We start from the raw sequence: 18,305 nt of genomic DNA, 5'->3' as shown, positions 1-18,305 counted from the left end.
CTAGATCCAGCCCTGTTGCCACGCGGTTTCCGCAGCTTCATGCCGCGTCCGGGCGTCCAGTTTGGTCATGGCGGTGGACAGGTAATTGCGTACGGTCCCCGGGGCCAAGTGCAGCCGGTGTGCAATGTCTGTGATCTGTGTGGTGGCGCGGGATTCCCGCAGTACGTCCAACTCGCGCTCCGTCAGTGGGCACCGTTCTGCAGACAGGGCAGCCGCGGCAATCTCCGGGTCCACGTAGCGTTTGCCGGCCGCCACCTGACGAATCACATCCGCCAATTCCTGAGCCGGTGTTGATTTGGGCACAAAGCCGGAGACTTTGGAAGCCAGAGCCCGGCGCAGCACACCGGGGCGCGCGTGCCGGGTGACGATCACGGTTTTGGTGGCAACGGTACGCAGGATCTGCTCGGAGGCATCCAGTCCGTCTGTGGGCGGCATCTCCAAATCCAGCAAACACACATCTGGTTGATGTTTCTGAGCCAGGGCAATGGCCTCCGTGGAGGTGTCCGTATCCGCCACCACCTGGATGTCTTCCTCCAAATTCAGGAGGGCCACCAGGGCGCCGCGGATCAAATGTTCATCATCAGCAACAATGAGCGTGATCATCTCAGTGGGCTCCTACGGAGTCGTGATGGGTGCTGTCCACGGCGGGATCGTGGGGAATGGTCACCGTCAGGCTGAACTGGTCGCCGGAGTGTTCAACGGACAGGTGGCCGCCCAGCGCACCCACTCGTTCCCGTAGCCCTTGCAATCCCGTGCCGGTGGTCTGCACCCCTGTACCACCACTGGGGAGGGCGGTAGACGGGGGAGGTGCGGCGCCGTCGTTGGTGACAGTCAACCGCCAATCCCCGCCGGAACCGCGCCCCACAGTGTAAGTGGCTGTGGTGGCCTCCCGGGTGACCAGCCCCAGCGTGTGCCGGACTGCGGACGACGACGGCGCACCCCCCCCCCGCCTCATGGGTGGTCACAATCCCCGCGCTGCTCAGAACATCCGCGGCATTGGCAAGTTCCTCCTCCAAGGAAACCTGGCGAAGCCCCTGGACCAAGGCCCGGGTCTGCTCCAGAGCTGTCTGGGCCTCTTGGCGAGTCTCCTGTAACTGCTGCCGGGCGCCACGCAGATCCCGGTCCAGGAGCCGTTCCGCCAATTCCGCTTTCAGTGCAATCACCTGCAAGTGGTGGCCTTGAATGTCATGGAGATCGGAGGCAAACCGCAGGCGCTCGCGGGTGACGGCAAGATCAGATTCCGTCTGGCGCGCAGCGTCCAGGCGGAACACCACACTCCACCACCACACACTGATCAGGACCATCAGGGGCGTCAGGGCTGCCATGAACAAAGTGGGAGCCAGATTGGGAGCCAGGTCCGCCCACATCTGCTGAGTGGCCGCTGGCTGCAGAAGCTGCCCTGCTGTCACCGCCCCTACAACCCACGCTGCAGCCGTGGCCAGGACCGGCAAGCACATGCTGCGGGGCACCGCAAAAGCCAGGGTGCTGGCGGCAATGAAGAGTGGAACTTGGCCCAGCAAAAAGCGATCCGGGTGGACCAAACTCACAATGGAGGCGGCTGCAGCGGGGAGAAGCAGCATGGCCAGGTCACTGAGCTTCAGCGTGGCCGCCCACAGACCGTGGTACAGGACTCGGCAGAACAGGGTGAAACCCACAAAAGCGGCAGAACCGGTTGCCAGGAGGAGCCAAAGCCACACATCGGGTGGGGCCGCGCGAGCCACCAGAACTGTGCCACTGAGTCCGTAAAGCATCAGGGCGTACAGCACCAACCCGCACCAGGTGTAGAGCCAGGCTTCCTGGACTCCAACGCCCGTGGTGGGCACCCGGTCTGCGAGGACGCGTTGTGTGCGGGGTGACATGCTTCCCACCGTAGACCGATGACTTTTGTCACGGTGTCACCGTGCACAATCTCCGGGAATCACGTGACGCGCCAGCACTGCCGTGTGAACTGCAGATTTGGGAGATTTGAGGCAGTCGGTTGGTTTGTTTGCCGCACGGGCCTCAGCCGCTTGTTGGCGCTTCCCTGCGCCATGAACCCAGCAGTAATGGAGAGAACCATGTACGAGTCCTTGCAGAACTTCACCCAGTCCCTACCTGATGCCTTGCAGTGGTTGGGGATCATGCTGATCAGCGCCATCCCCTTTGTGGAGTCTTACCTGGGGGCAGCCATAGGGGTGGTGGCTGGATTGCCGCTGTTCATTGCGATTCCCGCAGCGATTGTGGGCAACTTTGCCTCCATGTTGATCTTTGTGCTGGTGGCACACAGCGCCCGGCAGCGGATCAAGGGCGAGCAGCCCGAGCTCTCACCCCGGAAGCAAAAGATCAAAGGCATGTTTGACCGTTTTGGTGTGCCTGGGGTGTCTCTGCTGGGGCAGTGGGTGTTGCCCAGCCAGATCACGTCATCCTTGATGGTGTCCTTCGGCGCCTCCAAGAACGCCGTGATCTTGTGGCAAACCATCTCCATTGTCCTGTGGGGCCTGGGCTTTGGACTGCTGGCTCACCTGGGCGTGACCACATTGGTGGGGGCATGATGTCAGTGCTGGTCAGGTGAGTAGGAGCGGGGCAATGACCGGGCGCGGTCTCCGCCCCAGAGGGTGCGGACGCTGAAAGCTCAGGTGGGGAACTCGCCGTTGGCGCCCCGCTTGGCAAGTTATATATGCACAGGTCAGAGCCCAGGTTACCTGTTCGTAACGGACGGCAGTCACAATTTAGGTGGGACTTGTGGTCCCACACTGTTGGTTAGCTGTTAATCTAAGCTCCGTTACTTGAAGTATGGCCTACATCACACCTGTTGGCGCTTCTCTCTCCTCAACTTGGAGGTCACCATGAACCCTCTGCTTTCCCGACGTCGCCTGCTCGGCGCTGCCGCCCTGTCCGGTGCAGCTGCCGTTGTCCTGTCCGCCTGCGGTAACGGGGGAGGTGGAAGCGGCGGAGACGGTTCACCCGTGACGGCCTTCAGTGTTGAGCCAGAGAATCCGCTGATCCCCACCGCAACCTCTGAGCAGGGTGGCGGACGCATTGTGAGCTTGGTCTTCATGGGCTTGATTTCCTACGACGACAACTCTGAACCCGTCAACGAACTTGCCGAGTCCATCGAATCCGATGACAACAAGACCTGGACCATCAAGATCAAGGAAGGCAAGAAGTTCACCAACGGTGAGGACATCACCGCTCAGAGCTTTGTGGATGCCTGGAACTACGGCGCGGCAGCAAAGAATGCCCACACCGGTTCCTACTTCTTTGAGCCCGTGCTGGGCTACGACGCCGTGTCTGCCGAGGGCTCGGAAGAGGACCAGATGGAAGGTCTGACCGTGGTGGATGACACCACCTTCACCGTGGAGCTTGCCGACGGCGATGTCACCTTCCCGATCCGCCTGGGCTACGCCGCATATTCGCCGCTACCGGCCTCTGCCTTTGATGACATGGAAGCGTTCGGAGAGAACCCCGTGGGTTGGGGCCCCTTCAAGATGGATGGCGAAGGTGCATGGTCCCACAACGAGGAAATCCGTCTGGTCAAGAACGAGGACTACGACGGTTCTCAGCCGGCCCAGGTGGATGCCTTGACCTTCAAGCTCTACCAGTCAGCGGAGGGTGCGTACTCCGACCTGATTTCCGACAACCTGGATATCTTGGATCAGATCCCTCCGTCCAGCATGGATGTACGCGAAGATGATCTCTCTGGCCGTACGGAACAGCAGGACTACGCCGGTAACTACTCGTTTGCCATCCCGTACTACCTGGATGGCTGGTCCGGTGAAGCAGGCAAGCTGCGCCGTCAGGCGATCTCCATGTCCATCAACCGCCAGGAACTGATTGATCAGGTCATCAAGCAGGGCGTGCCGGCCAAGGACCTCACCTCACCGGCTGTTGAAGGGTTCCCGGACAGCTTCACCAACGAGGAGTTCGTCCAGTACGACCCCGAAAAAGCCAAGGAACTGTGGCAACAGGCCGAGGACATGGAAGCCTACCCCGGTGGTCCGTTCGAGCTCGCGTACAACGCCGATGGTGGACACCAGGAATGGGTGGATGCCGTGTGCAACATGATCAAGAACACTTTGGACATCGAAGCCCAGGGCAAGTCCTACGCAACCTTCAAGGAACTGCGCACCGAAGCCAACGCGGGCGATCTGACCTCTGCCATTCGCTCAGGCTGGATGGCTGACTACCCCTCCATGTCCAACTTCTTGGGTTCCAACTTTGCCAGCAACGGGTCCTCCAACGACACCAAGTTCGACAATCAGGAGTTCGACACCTTGCTGTCTGAGGGGCGTCAGGCAGATGACATCGACGCCGCCAACGAGAAGTTCATTGAAGCCGATGAAATCTTGTTGGAAGAACTGCCGTCCATTCCGCTGTACTATCCGGCACGCACTTGGGGCTGGAGCTCCAACGTGACTGACGTTGGCATCATGTGGAACGGTGAAATCAACTACGCCCAGGTAACTTCTGCCTGAGTGTTTTGCATAGGGTGGGCGCCGCGGACCGTGGTGCCCACCCTTGTCCCTTGTTTTGATCGTGGCGCGTCGGCCATCTTCACCGGGTGCCCCGCTTTTCCCAGGAGTTTTCACCATGTCCACCCAATCTCTGGTGCTTACGCACCCCGTCGTATCGGGGGGTGTGTTCTGACATGGCTTGGTACTTGGTCCGGCGCCTCCTGCAGATGATCCCCGTCTTCTTCGGGGCCATCTTCATCGTTTACTTCCTCATGTTTGCCACTTCCGGCGACCCTACGGCGGCTCTGTGTGGTGACCGTGGGTGTACCCCGGCCACCAAAGCGGCTCTGGAAGCTCAGTACAATCTGGATCAGCCGTTCCTGATCCAGTTCTTGCTGTATCTCAAGGGTGTATTCACGCTTGATCTGGGTAACAATTTCTCGGGCCGCCCCATCCTTTCTGTGATTGCGGAGACCTTTCCCAACACAGTCAAGCTGGCACTGATTGCCATTGTTTTCGAGTCCGTGGTTGGCGTGACCTTGGGTTTGATCGCGGGGTTGAAGAAAGGTACCTGGATTGATTCCAGCCTGCTTTTCCTCTCCCTTCTGGTCATCTCCATTCCCGTGTTCGTCCTGGGCTTTGTGGCTCAGTTTGTGGTCGGCATCAAACTGGGATGGGCCAGCCCTACTGTAGGCACAGGTGCCCCGTTGCAAGACCTGTTGCTGCCAGGGATGGTCCTCGGTTCGATTTCTCTGGCTTACGTGGTGCGTCTGACCAGAAATTCCGTGGCAGAAACCAAAACCGCAGACCACGTCCGAACAGCTACTGCTAAGGGCCTGACGCCAGGGCGGGTTCGCAACGGCCATGTGCTCCGTAACTCCATGATCCCCGTGGTGACCTATGTGGGTGCAGATCTTGGCGCTCTCATGGGTGGTGCAATCGTGACCGAGAGCATCTTCAACATCAACGGCATAGGGAACCAGCTCTACCGCTCGATCAACATTGGTGACGGTGCCATGGTGGTCTCCCTGGTGACATTGATTGTGATCGTATTTGTTGTGGCCAACCTGCTGGTGGACCTGCTGTATGCGGTTCTGGACCCGAGGATTCGTTATGCCTGATCAGAACTCAACACCGGAAACAGCTGCACGCGGGCCGGTCATGCAACCAGCCGGCCGCGAGGTCCCCACTGCCGAGCACTTTGTGGCTCCCGTTCTGGATGACGAGGGCCGTGCTGGGATCGAGACGCAACTTTCGGACAAACCCAGTAGCTTGTGGCGAGATGCCTGGAAGTCCCTGCGCAAAAACCCGATATTCATCATTTCCGCGTTACTGATGCTCTTTGTGCTGTTCGTGGCCCTATTCCCCACGGTGTTCACCTCTGCCTCCCCAGACAGCCAGTGCATGTTGTCCAATGCAAACGGAGCACCCCAGGCGGGGCACCCCTTGGGATTCACCAACCAAGGGTGCGACATCTTGGCTCGTGTGGTCCACGGCGCCCCTGCCTCCCTGCTGGTGGGCTTCGGCACCATCTTGGGCGTGTTGGTCGTCGGTATTCTGCTGGGAAGCATCGCCGGTTTCTTCGGCGGCTGGGTGGATTCCATCATTTCGCGTGTGATGGACATCTTCTTTGCCATTCCGTTGATCCTGGGTGCCATTGTCTTGATGGCAGTTCCGATCATGCGGCAGAACGCAGGCATTGTGACCCTGGCGATTGTGCTGACCATTTTTGGATGGCCCCAGATGGCGCGTATCACCCGCGGTGCCGTGATGGAGGTCCGCACAGCGGAGTTCATTACTGCCGCACGCTCACTGGGCATGAGCAAGATGGGCATTCTGTTCAAGCATGTCCTACCGAATGCGGCAGGTCCCATCATTGTGGTGGCCACCATTTCTTTGGGCATTTTCATTGTGGTTGAGGCCACGCTGTCCTTCTTGGGCATTGGACTACCTCCATCCATCCTCTCCTGGGGGCACGACATTTCCGCAGCACGTCCGCAGTTGCGCACCAACCCGGGCGCACTATTTTGGCCCTCGCTCATGCTCTCGATCACGGTCTTGAGCTTCATGATGTTGGGTGACGCCCTGCGCGACGCCCTGGACCCGAAGGGACGGACCCGATGAGCACGTCAACGGAGTCAACCCAGCCAAGCGGCCGTCGTCGTACTGATCGTGCGGCTCAGACAGCCCAGACCATGGCCGTGAGTGCAACAGGTGCTGCGCCACTGCTGGAACTACGCAACGTGGGCATCACCTTCAAAACCACCACCGGCGATGTGGAGGCCGTGAAGGAAACAAACATCACGGTCATGCCCGGTGAAACGGTGGCGATTGTGGGGGAGTCCGGCTCCGGTAAGTCCACCTCTGCGTTGGCCGCCATGGGCCTGTTGCCGGAGAACGGCCGGATTTCAGAGGGCCAGGTGTTTTTTGACGGTGAGGACATCACCAACCCGTCCCGCAAGCGCCTGATTGCACTGCGCGGTAGTGAGATCGGCATGGTGCCCCAGGACCCCATGTCCAACCTGAACCCCGTGTGGAAAATCGGCTTCCAGGTCCGTGAAACCCTGAAAGCCAACGGGTTACCCCACGCGGACAAGGATGTTGTGCAGGCGTTGAAAGATGCCGGTCTGGGTGATGCCGAACGGCGCATGAACCAGTACCCACATGAGTTCTCCGGCGGCATGCGCCAGCGCGCACTGATTGCAATTGGGCTGGCTTGCAACCCGCGCCTGCTGATTGCGGATGAACCCACCTCCGCGCTGGATGTGACCGTTCAGAACCAGATTCTCAACCACCTGGACAAGCTCACCACGGAGAAGGGAACGTCCGTTCTGCTGATCACCCACGATCTGGGGTTGGCAGCGGAACGGGCCGACCGCGTCGTCGTGATGCAAAAAGGCCGCGTGGTGGAATCCGGGCCTGCGCAGGCTTTGCTGCGCAACCCCAAGCACCCCTACACCCAGCAGTTGGTCCGTGCGGTGCCGTCCCTGACCCCGGAGGACCTGGGTGCGGAAGACGAGGGGGACGCGGCCCAAGAGATTGTGCAGATCAAGGATCTGGTCAAGGAGTACAAGATTCGAGGGTCTTGGGGCCGGTCCACCCAGTTCCGGGCGGTTGATGAGGTCAGTTTCAACATCCGCAAGGGCCATACCACCGCAATTGTGGGTGAATCCGGGTCCGGTAAGTCCACCATCGCCAAGATGCTGTTGGGTTTGGAGGACATCACTTCCGGAAGCATTCATGTGGATGGCAAGGACATTTCCACGTTCTCCAACAAAGAGTGGTTCAGTTTCCGACGTCGTGTGCAGCCGATCTTCCAGAACCCGTACGGTTCCCTGGACCCCATGCGCAGCGTGTTCCGTTCCGTGGAAGAGCCGCTGCGGGTGCACAAGGTGGGCGATGCCAAATCCCGTAAGGAAAAGGTCTATGACCTCCTGGAGCGGGTGGCGCTGCCGCGTCAGTTGGGGGATCGGTACCCCAACGAACTCTCCGGTGGCCAACGCCAGCGTGTGGCCATTGCCCGGGCGCTGGCCCTGGACCCGGAAATCGTGGTCTGTGATGAGGCAGTTTCGGCTCTGGACGTGCTGGTGCAGGACCAGGTGCTCAAACTGCTGGGTCAGTTGCAGGAGGACTTAGGCCTGACCTACCTGTTCATCACGCATGACCTTGCCGTGGTGCGTGAAATCGCGCACGACGTCTGCGTGATGGAATCCGGCAAGCTGGTGGAGGTGGGGTCCGTGGACCAGGTGTTCGAGAATCCCCAGCAGGACTACACCCGCCGTCTGCTGGATGCCATCCCAGGCAAGGACCTCTTGGAGGTCTGACCCCTCCCCCCTCCCCCTCCCACCCCCTGCCGAGCGTCCGAGTTTGGTCGTTTCCAAGCCCTGGAAACGACCAAACTCGGACGCTCGGCAGTTGTATTAGAGGAGGCCGGATTCGTGGGCCAGGACTACCAGCTGGACCCGGTCGCGTGCTTGCAGCTTGGCCAGGATTCGGGACACATGCGTTTTGACGGTGGGTTCGGAGAGCACCAGCCGGTCCATGATCTCGGCATTGGAGAGGCCCCGCCCCACCAGCACAAAAACCTCATGTTCGCGGGGTGTCAGCGCCTGCAGCCGTGGGTCCGGTTGAGTTTCCGGACGCGGCGGATCAATGAAGCGCTGCATCAAACGATGCGTGGTAGACGGCGCGATCACCGCATCCCCGCGGTGGCAGGTACGGATGGCAGAAAGCAGTTCCTCCGGCATGGCGTCCTTCAGCAGGAACCCACTGGCTCCAGCCCGAATCCCATCCAGGGCGTATTCATCCAGGTCAAAGGTGGTCAGCAGCACCACGGTCACCGCTGGGTTCACCGTCAGGATTTCCCGTGTTGCCGCCAGCCCGTCCAGGTGCGGCATCCGAATGTCCATCAGCACGACGTCGGGTCCGTCCCCCGCCGCACCCAAGTCCCGGACCGCTTCCACTGCCTGGGTGCCGTCGCCGGCTTCACCCACCACCACCAGATCAGGTTGGGAGCCAATGAGCATGGAGAACCCGCCGCGCACCAGCGGTTGGTCGTCCACCAGCAGGACACGGATGGGATGAGCTGTGCTCTGCATGGTTCACCTGGTTGTGTTTTCTGGGGCGGACGTGGCTGTTGGCGGCTGGTGGGTTCTCAGCCAACCGCGCAGAACCCACCGGTCTGGGTTGGAGGCCATGGGCCCAGCTTGCACCTGACCGCCGTAAACACCCAAGCGTTCGGCAAGACCCTGCAATCCTTGCCCGGATGACGGCAGTGGCGCTGGGGCTGAGGGAGCCGGATCGGCCAAGAGACCGTCATTGATGATCTCAGCTTCCACCCAGTCCGGTCCGGAGCGCAGCTGCACCACGGCGGCCGTGGCCTCCGGGGCATGTTTCAGGGTGTTGGTCAGGGCTTCCTGCACCAGACGATAGATCGCCAGGGAGGCGCCGGGTGGTAAGGCGGCCAGGGCGCCGTCGGAAGTTGCGGGCCTGATGAACTCCACCGGCAAACCAGCCTGCCGCACACCAGCCACCAGCTCAGGAAGGTTCTCCAGACCGGGGACGGGAGCCGTTAGCTGACCTTCATCCGTGCGCAGGATGCCCAGCAAACGCCGCATCTCCGTGAGGGAATCGCGGGCAGTGGTGGAGATTCTGGCCAAAGTGTCCGTGGCGGCATGTGGATCGGTGGCGGCGGCGTACCGGGCGCCGTCGGCCTGGGTGATGACCACGGAGAGGGAATGGGCCACAACGTCGTGCATTTCCCGGGCAATGCGGGTGCGTTCATCCTGAGCGGCCAAGCGAACCTCCTGGTCACGTTCGACTTCCAGGCGATGAGCCCAGGAGGCCAGCGCCTCCGCACGGTCGGACAAAGCCTGGGCGCGCTGCTGCTGCGCCACTTGCCGCTCCCATTTGACGCGTTTGAGGTCCCCGAACAGGTAAGCGGTGACAATGGTCAGCCACATCAACGGGGTCAGCAGCAACAACGCAGCCCACCAATCCAAGCTGCCATAGCCAAATCCTCCGGGGCCGAACAACGGTGCGGACCAGCGGGGACTGATGAGGGTGGTGAACAGTGCGGTGAACAGAGCCAGCCCCAGGATCGCCAGGCGCGCACCGCGGGTGCGTCTGGCGGCCACACGGTGCACCACCATGGGCACGGCCCACAGACCTGTGGCAACCGGCCAGGTCTGCAGGACCGCGGTGGCCACCACCGCCGCAGCTGCCACCAACACGGCGGCCAGGGCCGGACGGTGGATGCGCAAGTACACCGGAGCCGCGAGCAGGACAGCACCCAGAACTCCCGCTGCGCCCAGCCCGGCCATCATGGCCGAACTCAGCAGGCCGAGCGCGGTGACCACCAGCGCATTGGTGGCCACCGGGTGAGCCTCCACCCACCCCGCCGCGGTGACATGCGGCTTCATGACTCACTCAACGGCGGCCAGTCCCTCCACGGGAGAGACCCGTGTGGCGCGGCGAGTGGGAAGCGCTGCGGCCACCATGGCCGTGAGCCACCCGCCGATCACCACCGCAATGAACCCCACCCAGGGCACCGTCAGCAGCACTGGAATGGAATCCGTGACCATGGCCCGCACCACCGCGGTACCCATGAGCCAACCGGCAGCCACACCGGCCAGGCAGGCCGCAGCCGCGATCAGCAGAGCCTCCCGCCGAATAGTGGCGCCCAGCTGCCTTCGGGACAGCCCCAGCGCGCGCAACAGGGAGTTCTCTCTGGTGCGCTCCAGCACGGACAGGGACATGGTGGAGGCAATGCCCAACACAGAGACCAGGACGGATGCGCCCAGCAGCCCCAGCGCCACCCCCAGCATGATGTTCAGGATGTCCACATACATGGCTTTCTCCATGGCCACACTGCCGATTTCCCACTGATCCGTGTCCGTGGCATTTGCAATGGCAGAGACCGACGACGCCGCATCCCGGCTTCCGATGCCCTGCCTCAGATTCACGCGGGTTTGATTGTCGCCCGTCTCCACGTTTTCCACGTTGGGAGTCAGGGCAATGGTCTCCAGGGTTTGATCGTCCACGGTGTGCGCGATGGTGACATCAACGGGATTGCGCTCATCCAGGTGAGTCAAGATGGAGCGTTGGGCCACGGCGTGCCCGGTCAGCACCGTGGCCACCAGGGTTATACCGATCAGCAGGGCGGTGGCGGTGGTGGTGGTTCTGGCCGGATGCCGGGCCGCATTGGCGGCAGCCAGGGTGGAGGGGGTTCGGCCGGGCAGGAGGTTGCCCAACAAACGCACCAATGGTGGCATCCAAAGGCGGGAGGTCAGAACCAGACCCAGTCCCGTGGCTGCGCCAGACACAATGCCTTCCACCGGGCGGTCTTGTTCAATGGCCGCCCAGGTCAAGACTCCGGCACCGCCCAGTAGTAGGAGAACACCCACAGCGGTACGCACCTTGGGCAGGCGGTCGCTGGCGCGCGACCCACGCATGCCGTCCAGAGGCGACGCCTGCATGGCTCTGCGTGCCGGACCAAAGGACGCCAGCAGGGTGACCACAACACCCAAGGCCAAGCCCACCACAATGTCCCGAACTGTCACGGCCACAATCACCCACTGGGGAAGGATTGTGCCCAGCGCAAAGCCCACACCGATGATGGCGGCAATACCCAGTGCGGAGGAAACCAGTCCGATCACCAGGGCCTCCAGCAGGACGGAGCGGCGCAGTTGGGTCCCCGTGGCTCCCAGGCATCGCAGGAGAGCCAGCTCCCGTGCACGTTGTGCCGTGAGGACCCCAAAGGTGGTGGTGATCACCAGGAACGCCACTATGGCAGCCAGTAAGGCAAATGCCATCAGGAAGGCAAGCATCACGTTGGATTCCCCGGAGATCTGCTCCATCATCCGGTCCGACTGTTCCTGGGGTGTCAGAACCTCCGCCGCAACGTTGAGCTCACTCATCCGGTCTGTTAGTTCGGCGCGAACGGTCTCCAAGTCGGCACCATCACTGAGCCGAATTTGGGTTTCTGAACCCACACCCAGCTGGTCTTGGGGGAGGGGAAAGAACTGGGTGAACTGTGATTCGGTGATCCAGCCTTGGATGTAGGAACTCATTTCCGGGACATCGGCAATGCCTGTCACCGTCAGTTCAGCGGGGTCCAGCTGGATGGGCTGTCCCAGGTCACTCTCCAAATCCTCAGCCATGTTCCCGGCGGCATCCGTGGGCGTGGGCAGCTCTTGGTAGTAATCGACAGGCTGCACCGTGAAGGTGTCTCCCAGTTCAACACCCATGGCATCGGCACGCGCGGAGCTGAGCAGTATTTGGCCGTCTTCCCGGGGGAACTCACCCGCAGTCAAGTCCCACGGAAAGACTTGGGCGTCCGATGGCGCAGTGGCCAACCCCAGCATGGACTCGCGCTGAGGTTGGCCTGGAACCTCAACGGTCGTGTAGGGAGGCGCCCACACGCTGGCAACTCCGTCCACATCGGTCAGGGATTGCGCATCCGGGATCGTCAGGTAGTCCTGTCCGTTGTCAAAAGCTGCCGGGTCGGTCTGCGGTGCGATCACCAGATCGGCATTCTTGGTGCCTTCGGCCAGGGTGCCCACCAGAGAGGCATTGAGGGTGGAGTTCAGCATCATAGAGGCGGTGGCAAATGCCGCGGAGACCGCAACACACAGGCCGATCAAAACGTAACGGGCCCACTGCAAGCGCAGGCGATTCAGCACAATGCGGCGCATCAGAGCTCACCGCCGCGCTGCCGGATTTCATCCGCCAGGGAAGCGATGGACGGCTGGGCGGTCCCCAGTCGGTTGCCCTGCCCGGGAGTATGTGGTTGCTGATCCTGTCGAGCCGGCGCTGACTCACCGGGTGACTGCGCCACGGCTTGTGAGGGTTCGGAACCGGAGGTGAGGGTCGTCGTCGTAGAGGGGGTGCTGTCCGTGGCCTGGCTGCGGAGTTCGTCAGAGACAATGCGGCCGTCCTGCACCCGAATGATGCGGTCGGCATAATCTGCCACGCGGGAATCATGAGTGACCACCACCACGGTATGGCCCTGCTGGTGCACGGAATCCGCCAGGAGGCTCAAAACCTGCGCGGTGGTTTCCGTGTCCAGTGCGCCGGTGGGTTCATCAGCAATGATCACGTCTGGATCGCAGATCAGGGCACGGGCAATGGCCACGCGCTGCTGCTGACCACCGGAGAGTTCATCCGGGCGGTGATCCAAGCGGTCGGTGATCCCCAAGGCTTCCGCCACCACACCCAACCGCTGGGAATCCAACTTTTTTCCGGCCAAGGTCAGGGGCAGCTCAATGTTCTGTTGGGCAGTGAGCACCGGCACCAGGTTGAAGGCTTGAAACACGAACCCCACGTGCTCGCGCCGGAACTCGGTCAAGGTGCGGTCGTTCATCCGGGTGATGTCCTGGCCACCCACCTGGATGACCGTCTCCGGGCGCTGATCCGGGGAGTCCAGTCCAGCCAGGCAATGCACCAGCGTGGACTTGCCGGAGCCGGATGGCCCCACCACGGCGGTGAAGGTACCGCGTTGAATGCTGAGGGAAACATCCCGCAGCGCGGTGACGGACAGGTCACCGGAGCCGTAAGTGCGGGAGACATGTTGGGCCACCACTGCGGCATCGGCCATGCTGCCCTGGTTCGGGTTGAGCGGGGCTTGGCCGGAGGGATTCTGATGTGACCACGGCACAGAGACGGGTGGCTGGTTGGTGTTTGCGGAGGCTGGGGCAGGGTGTGGGTGCGACATACCCCTAAGCTTGCTCCTTCAAGGGGCCTGGGGCATCAATCGACAGGCCCATTTGGGCAGGTCGCGGAGTCATCCCGGGGTATGACGTTGCATACGGCCGGCATGGTGATTGCGGGTGGTCAGCACCTCACAGCAGAGAAGTCACGCCCTTGACCACGGCGGCCACACCACCGGCGCCGGCAATGATCAGCGCCAGTGTGCGCGCTTTCACCGGGGAAACATGCGCTTCCAACATGGTCCCCAACCCAACCCCACCCAAAACCAGGGCGACGACGACCGGCAACACCCACCACGGCGGCAACTGGATCACGCTGGCACCCATGACGGTCTTGGTCAGCACGGAAAACAGGCCCATGGCCATGAAGATCGGTTGCAGGGTGGCCCCAAAGGCCCGCTGGTCCCACCGGGTCAGCCGCGCAGCAATGACCATGGCGGGAGCGGCCACCCCGGCCGTGGTGTTCAAGATGCCGCCAACAAAACCGGCCAACGGCAGCGTGACACGATCTCCACTGCGCGGCAGGCGCGGGGTGCTGACCGTCAGGATCAGGGCCAGCAGCACCAGGGAACCAATGATGATCTGCAACCAAGCGGGCGGGATCAGGAGCACCAGGAATGCCCCCACCACCGCACCGGGTAAGGCCAGGGCAATGATGATCGCCGCCTTTCGCCACTGCACCCGCTTGCGAACGGACAGCATGATGGTGAAACCGGAGACGGTCGTCGTCGCATTGGTCATCAGTACACCGGTGAGCGGTCCCAGCAACAGTGACAACACCGGGGTGACCACCAGCCCCACACCCGTTCCGGAGAGTCGCTGCAGGGTGGAGCCCACCAGGATGGAGGCGGCTGCCAGGAGCAGGGCTGTGGTGGAGAGATCGGAGAGCATGCGCACCTGGATCGGACGGGAAGTGGCCGGGCGGCCGCTGTGACCCACCGTACTCCCTCTCACATTCCCGGTCCGTAGGGGTCATGTGCGGGTAGACTTCCGCAGGCTGTCCGGCCAACCCCGTTTTTGATCTCGCACTCCTTGATCTCGCACAGAGAGACCCCATACGCGTATGAGCACTGTCCAGCGATCCGACCTCCGCAACGTGGCGATCGTGGCCCATGTGGACCACGGCAAGACCACCATTGTGGATGCCATGCTTCAGCAGACCCACGCCTTCTCCGACCACGGGGAAGTCGAAGAACGCGTCATGGACTCCGGGGATCTGGAGAAGGAAAAGGGCATCACCATCCTGGCCAAGAACACCACGGTGTTCTATGACGGCCCCTCCGCCAACGGGGAGAAGATCACCATCAACGTGATCGACACCCCAGGCCACGCCGATTTTGGCGGTGAGGTGGAGCGCGGTCTGTCCATGGTGGATGGCGTGGTGCTGCTGGTGGATGCCTCTGAAGGCCCACTGCCGCAAACCCGTTTTGTGCTGCGCAAGGCTTTGGAAGCCAAGCTGCCCGTGATCCTGGTGGTCAACAAGATCGACCGCCCGGATGCCCGCTCTGAAGCGGTGGTGGGCGAGTCCATGGACCTGCTGCTGGGCCTGGCATCGGACATTGCCGAGGACAACCCGGACCTGGACCTGGACGCCGTTCTGGACGTCCCCGTGGTCTACGCCTCCGGCAAGGCCGGGCGCGCCTCCACGGAGAACCCGGGTGACGGCAACCTGCCGGAGAACCCGGACCTGGAGCCGCTGTTCAAGACCATCATTGAGCACATCCCGGCCCCGTCCTACGACGACGAAGGCGTGCTCCAGGCCCACGTGACCAACCTGGACGCCTCCCCGTTCCTGGGCCGTCTGGCTCTGCTGCGCATCTTCAACGGCACCTTGAAGAAGGGCCAGACCGTGGCCTGGGCGCGTTCCAACGGTGAATTGAAGAACGTGCGCATCTCCGAGCTGCTGGCCACCAAGGGCTTGGAGCGCGAGCCGGCTGAGTCGGCAGGCCCCGGTGAGATCGTGGCTGTTGCCGGTATTGAGGACATCACCATTGGTGAGACCCTGACCGATCCGGAGAACCCGGCCCCGCTGCCCCTGATCCACGTGGATGATCCCGCAATCTCCATGACCATCGGCATCAACACCTCCCCGCTGGCCGGTCGGGTCAAGGGCGCCAAGGTCACGGCCCGTCAGGTCAAGGACCGCCTGGACAAGGAACTGATCGGCAACGTCTCCCTGCGGGTGCTGCCCACCCAGCGCCCGGATGCCTGGGAGGTCCAGGGCCGTGGTGAGTTGGCGCTGGCCATCCTGGTGGAGCAGATGCGCCGCGAAGGCTTTGAGATCACCGCTGGTAAGCCCCAGGTGGTGACCAAGGACGTGGATGGCAAGGTCCATGAGCCCATGGAGCACATGACCATTGACACCCCGGAGGAGTTCCTGGGTGCCATCACGCAGCTCATGGCAGCCCGCAAGGGCCGCATGGAGGGCATGACCAACCACGGCACCGGCTGGGTGCGCATGGAGTTCAAGGTCCCCTCCCGCGGTCTGATCGGTTTCCGTACCCGGTTCCTGACCGAAACCCGCGGCGCAGGCATCGCATCCTCCTACTCAGACGGCTACGAGCCCTGGGCCGGAGAGATCGAGTACCGCACCAACGGCTCCCTGGTGGCAGACCGTGCCGGTGTGGCTACCCCGTTTGCCATGATCAACCTCCAGGAACGCGGCACCATCTTTGTGAAGCCCACCCAAGAGGTTTACGAAGGCATGATCGTGGGTGAGAACGCCCGTGCCGATGACATGGACGTGAACATCACCAAGGAGAAGAAGCTCACCAACATGCGCTCCTCCACTGCGGACAACTTTGAGAACCTGACCCCGCCCAAGATCCTCACCCTGGAGGAGTCCTTGGAGTTCGCCCGCGAGGACGAATGCGTGGAGGTCACCCCGGAGGCCATCCGCATCCGCAAGGTCATTCTGGACGTCAATGAGCGTGTGCGGGCGGCCCGTCAGCGGGCACGTGCCTGAGCCTGAGCGCGGGACTGAAGCAACGCCGTCGTACCCCGAACAGGGTGCGGCGGTGTTGCCGCATGCGCTGCGTTCCGTACTGCCTGCCGGTGCCTCTCCGGTGGGGGCGCGGGTGCTTTACGTGCACGCTCACCCCGACGACGAAACCGTGGTCACCGGTGCTTCCATGGCTCACCTGGCGCGCGCCGGGGCTGAGGTGACGCTGCTGACCATGACCCGTGGCGAGCGCGGGGAGGTCATCCCTACTGAACAGCGCCACCTGGAGGTGGGGCAGCCCGGGTGCACGGATGACGGCACGGCGCTGGGCAACTACCGCGTGGGGGAGTTGCACGCCGCGTGTGCCGCTTTGGGGGTTGCGGGGCAGTTTTTTGCCGGTCAGCAGCCCGCGTTTGATGCTTCCGTGGGGTTTTTCAACGGGCGTGATCGTTACTTGGACTCGGGGATGTCATGGGGTACGGACGGCCGTGCCGTGAGTGCGGCGGACGTTTCCCCGGCCGCTCTGACGGCTGCACCCGTTGAGGAGGCTGCCGCCCACATTGCCGCAGCCATCCGCACCATTCGTCCGCTGGCGGTCATCACCTACGACGACGACGGCGGCTACGGCCACCCCGATCACATCCGTACAGCGCAGGCAACCATGCAGGCGGTGGAACTGGCGTCCAGCCCGGGTGCTGGCGGCCAGGGCTGGAACGTGCCGATGGTCTGGGCGATCGAAGGCGATTTCTCGGCCCAAGATCAGCGCCCACAAGCGGTTGTCCAAGCCACGCCGGCCGATCTTGGCGCCAAGCGCGCGGCACTGGAGGCCCACGCCACGCAGGTCACTTTGCCATCGGATGCCAACCAGTTGAGTTTTGCCTTCTCCAACGGGGTGCCGCAGAAAATCAGTGGGGTGGAGACCTTTCGGTTGGTGGCGGGTTTGGAGCTTCCGGCGGTCATGGATTACTGGGGCAATGCTGGTGTTGGGGGTGATGTGGTACGCGGCGCTCACCAGGCTGGTCACCAGACCACCCCGACGTCCGGCGTCGTAAACGGTGAAGGAATGCCACACAGTCAGGGAATGCCGCCCCGTGGGGCTGGCGCTCGCACGGGGAGGGACCCGCTGGATCAGGCATCTGTGCCGGTCAGCATGACTGTTGGCGTGGTTGTTGGGCTGCTGGCGGGACTTTTGGGTACCGGCGTGCACGGCAATATCTTGCGGATGGCTGGTGTGGCATTGCCCTGGGGTGTGGTGTTGGCCTTGGTCCTGGTGGTGAGTGCGTCTGTGTGGGCCGGCTCCACCACCCGACGTATCTGGGCTGCCGCCGTGCCCGGGGTGGTGGCCTACGCGGTGGCGTTTGCGCTGGCCTTTGTGCGGCCGGACTCTCCGCTGATTGTGCTGGGCTTTGATTCAGCTATCGGACGGGTGGGTCTTGCCTGGTTCGGCGGCATCTTGCTGGCCACGTTGCTCTCCGTAGTGATTGTGGGCCGCTGGTGGCGCAAGCGCCGCCGCACGTTCACCACCGCCTGACTGCCGAGCGCCTGCCTCCAACTGAGCTGATCGGCGCCACCGCTCCCAGGATGCCTTCCCTGCATCTTCCCCGCCGAATGCGCAATTCTGAGTCTCCTGATTGCCCCAGGAGACTCAGAATTGCGCACTCGGCCGCTTGCCATATGCAGACGCGCAACGTTGGTCTAGCCTCAAATGACTTGATGATCTTT

General features: G+C 62.5%; 13 protein-coding genes and 1 pseudogene. 7 read left to right on the top strand and 7 right to left on the bottom strand.

The window, feature by feature from the left end; translation table 11 throughout:
- Window positions 1–603, bottom strand: coding sequence for a response regulator transcription factor (locus Q4G32_RS00350; protein ID WP_303348403.1), 603 nt, complete (start codon window positions 601–603; stop codon window positions 1–3).
- A gap of 92 nt (window positions 604–695) precedes the next feature.
- A complete protein-coding gene (locus Q4G32_RS00345; protein WP_303348402.1) occupies window positions 696–1,859 on the bottom strand; it encodes a sensor histidine kinase in 1,164 nt (387 codons plus the stop codon).
- Window positions 1,860–2,057: 198 nt separating this feature from the next.
- Between Q4G32_RS00345 and Q4G32_RS00340 the strand changes: the two genes are divergently transcribed.
- The 5 genes from Q4G32_RS00340 (at window position 2,058) to Q4G32_RS00320 (ending at window position 8,257) form a co-directional block, all read left to right on the top strand.
- Window positions 2,058–2,531: a hypothetical protein gene (locus Q4G32_RS00340; protein ID WP_303348401.1), complete on the top strand. Its 474-nt coding sequence runs from the start codon at window positions 2,058–2,060 to the stop codon at window positions 2,529–2,531.
- Between the two features lie 294 nt (window positions 2,532–2,825).
- Window positions 2,826–4,454 carry a peptide ABC transporter substrate-binding protein gene (locus tag Q4G32_RS00335; RefSeq protein WP_303348400.1) on the top strand — a complete coding sequence of 543 codons (1,629 nt, stop codon included), beginning with the start codon at window positions 2,826–2,828 and terminating at the stop codon, window positions 4,452–4,454.
- Between the two features lie 173 nt (window positions 4,455–4,627).
- Window positions 4,628–5,554, top strand: a complete 927-nt coding sequence (locus Q4G32_RS00330) for an ABC transporter permease (protein ID WP_303348399.1) — start codon at window positions 4,628–4,630, stop codon at window positions 5,552–5,554.
- A complete protein-coding gene (locus Q4G32_RS00325) occupies window positions 5,547–6,557 on the top strand; it encodes an ABC transporter permease (RefSeq protein WP_303348398.1) in 1,011 nt (336 codons plus the stop codon). Before Q4G32_RS00330 ends, Q4G32_RS00325 begins: the two co-directional genes overlap by 8 nt.
- 71 nt (window positions 6,558–6,628) lie before the next feature.
- Window positions 6,629–8,257: a dipeptide ABC transporter ATP-binding protein gene (locus Q4G32_RS00320; RefSeq protein ID WP_303348931.1), complete on the top strand. Its 1,629-nt coding sequence runs from the start codon at window positions 6,629–6,631 to the stop codon at window positions 8,255–8,257.
- 96 nt (window positions 8,258–8,353) lie between these two features.
- On the opposite strand, the gene Q4G32_RS00315 is transcribed toward Q4G32_RS00320, so the two are convergent.
- From Q4G32_RS00315 to Q4G32_RS00295, 5 genes and pseudogenes are all read right to left on the bottom strand, one after another.
- Window positions 8,354–9,031 (bottom strand): response regulator, encoded by a 678-nt coding sequence (locus tag Q4G32_RS00315; protein ID WP_303348397.1) that lies wholly within the window; start codon window positions 9,029–9,031, stop codon window positions 8,354–8,356.
- Between the two features lie 3 nt (window positions 9,032–9,034).
- Window positions 9,035–10,354, bottom strand: coding sequence for a sensor histidine kinase (locus tag Q4G32_RS00310; protein ID WP_303348396.1), 1,320 nt, complete (start codon window positions 10,352–10,354; stop codon window positions 9,035–9,037).
- Between the two features lie 3 nt (window positions 10,355–10,357).
- Entirely contained in the window at window positions 10,358–12,628 is a 2,271-nt protein-coding gene (locus Q4G32_RS00305; RefSeq protein WP_303348395.1) for an ABC transporter permease, read from the bottom strand.
- A gap of 209 nt (window positions 12,629–12,837) precedes the next feature.
- Window positions 12,838–13,530, bottom strand: a pseudogene (locus tag Q4G32_RS00300) (ABC transporter ATP-binding protein); the annotation flags it as partial.
- Window positions 13,531–13,774: 244 nt separating this feature from the next.
- Window positions 13,775–14,533, bottom strand: a complete 759-nt coding sequence (locus Q4G32_RS00295) for a sulfite exporter TauE/SafE family protein (protein ID WP_303348393.1) — start codon at window positions 14,531–14,533, stop codon at window positions 13,775–13,777.
- A gap of 172 nt (window positions 14,534–14,705) precedes the next feature.
- Here Q4G32_RS00295 and typA point away from each other — a divergent pair, with 172 nt between their 5' ends.
- The gene (typA, locus tag Q4G32_RS00290; protein ID WP_303348392.1) at window positions 14,706–16,607 is read left to right on the top strand and encodes a translational GTPase TypA; all 1,902 of its coding nucleotides are present in this window, start codon (window positions 14,706–14,708) and stop codon (window positions 16,605–16,607) included.
- Complete coding sequence (locus Q4G32_RS00285) at window positions 16,600–18,114, top strand: PIG-L family deacetylase (protein ID WP_303348391.1); 1,515 nt, start codon at window positions 16,600–16,602, stop codon at window positions 18,112–18,114. The genes typA and Q4G32_RS00285 overlap by 8 nt, the downstream gene beginning before the upstream one ends.
- The last annotated feature ends 191 nt before the right edge of the window (window positions 18,115–18,305 follow it).

Origin of the sequence: Kocuria sp., from assembly GCF_030538595.1 — a bacterium.
Lineage (GTDB): Bacteria > Actinomycetota > Actinomycetes > Actinomycetales > Micrococcaceae > Kocuria.
Note: the sequence above shows the minus strand (reverse complement) of the source record. Positions and strands in the feature narration are given on the sequence as shown.

Excerpts from the sequence above, each read along its gene's own strand:
- Q4G32_RS00310 (WP_303348396.1), bottom strand. The coding sequence starts at position 10,354 with ATGAAGCCGCATGTCACCGCGGCGGGGTGGGTGGAGGCTCACCCGGTG.
- Q4G32_RS00335 (WP_303348400.1), top strand. The coding sequence starts at position 2,826 with ATGAACCCTCTGCTTTCCCGACGTCGCCTGCTCGGCGCTGCCGCCCTG.
- Q4G32_RS00325 (WP_303348398.1), top strand. The coding sequence starts at position 5,547 with ATGCCTGATCAGAACTCAACACCGGAAACAGCTGCACGCGGGCCGGTC.
- typA (WP_303348392.1), top strand. The coding sequence starts at position 14,706 with ATGAGCACTGTCCAGCGATCCGACCTCCGCAACGTGGCGATCGTGGCC.
- Q4G32_RS00305 (WP_303348395.1), bottom strand. The coding sequence starts at position 12,628 with ATGCGCCGCATTGTGCTGAATCGCCTGCGCTTGCAGTGGGCCCGTTAC.
- Q4G32_RS00295 (WP_303348393.1), bottom strand. The coding sequence starts at position 14,533 with ATGCTCTCCGATCTCTCCACCACAGCCCTGCTCCTGGCAGCCGCCTCC.
- Q4G32_RS00320 (WP_303348931.1), top strand. The coding sequence starts at position 6,629 with ATGGCCGTGAGTGCAACAGGTGCTGCGCCACTGCTGGAACTACGCAAC.
- Q4G32_RS00315 (WP_303348397.1), bottom strand. The coding sequence starts at position 9,031 with ATGCAGAGCACAGCTCATCCCATCCGTGTCCTGCTGGTGGACGACCAA.
- Q4G32_RS00330 (WP_303348399.1), top strand. The coding sequence starts at position 4,628 with ATGGCTTGGTACTTGGTCCGGCGCCTCCTGCAGATGATCCCCGTCTTC.
- Q4G32_RS00350 (WP_303348403.1), bottom strand. The coding sequence starts at position 603 with ATGATCACGCTCATTGTTGCTGATGATGAACATTTGATCCGCGGCGCC.
- Q4G32_RS00345 (WP_303348402.1), bottom strand. The coding sequence starts at position 1,859 with ATGTCACCCCGCACACAACGCGTCCTCGCAGACCGGGTGCCCACCACG.
- Q4G32_RS00340 (WP_303348401.1), top strand. The coding sequence starts at position 2,058 with ATGTACGAGTCCTTGCAGAACTTCACCCAGTCCCTACCTGATGCCTTG.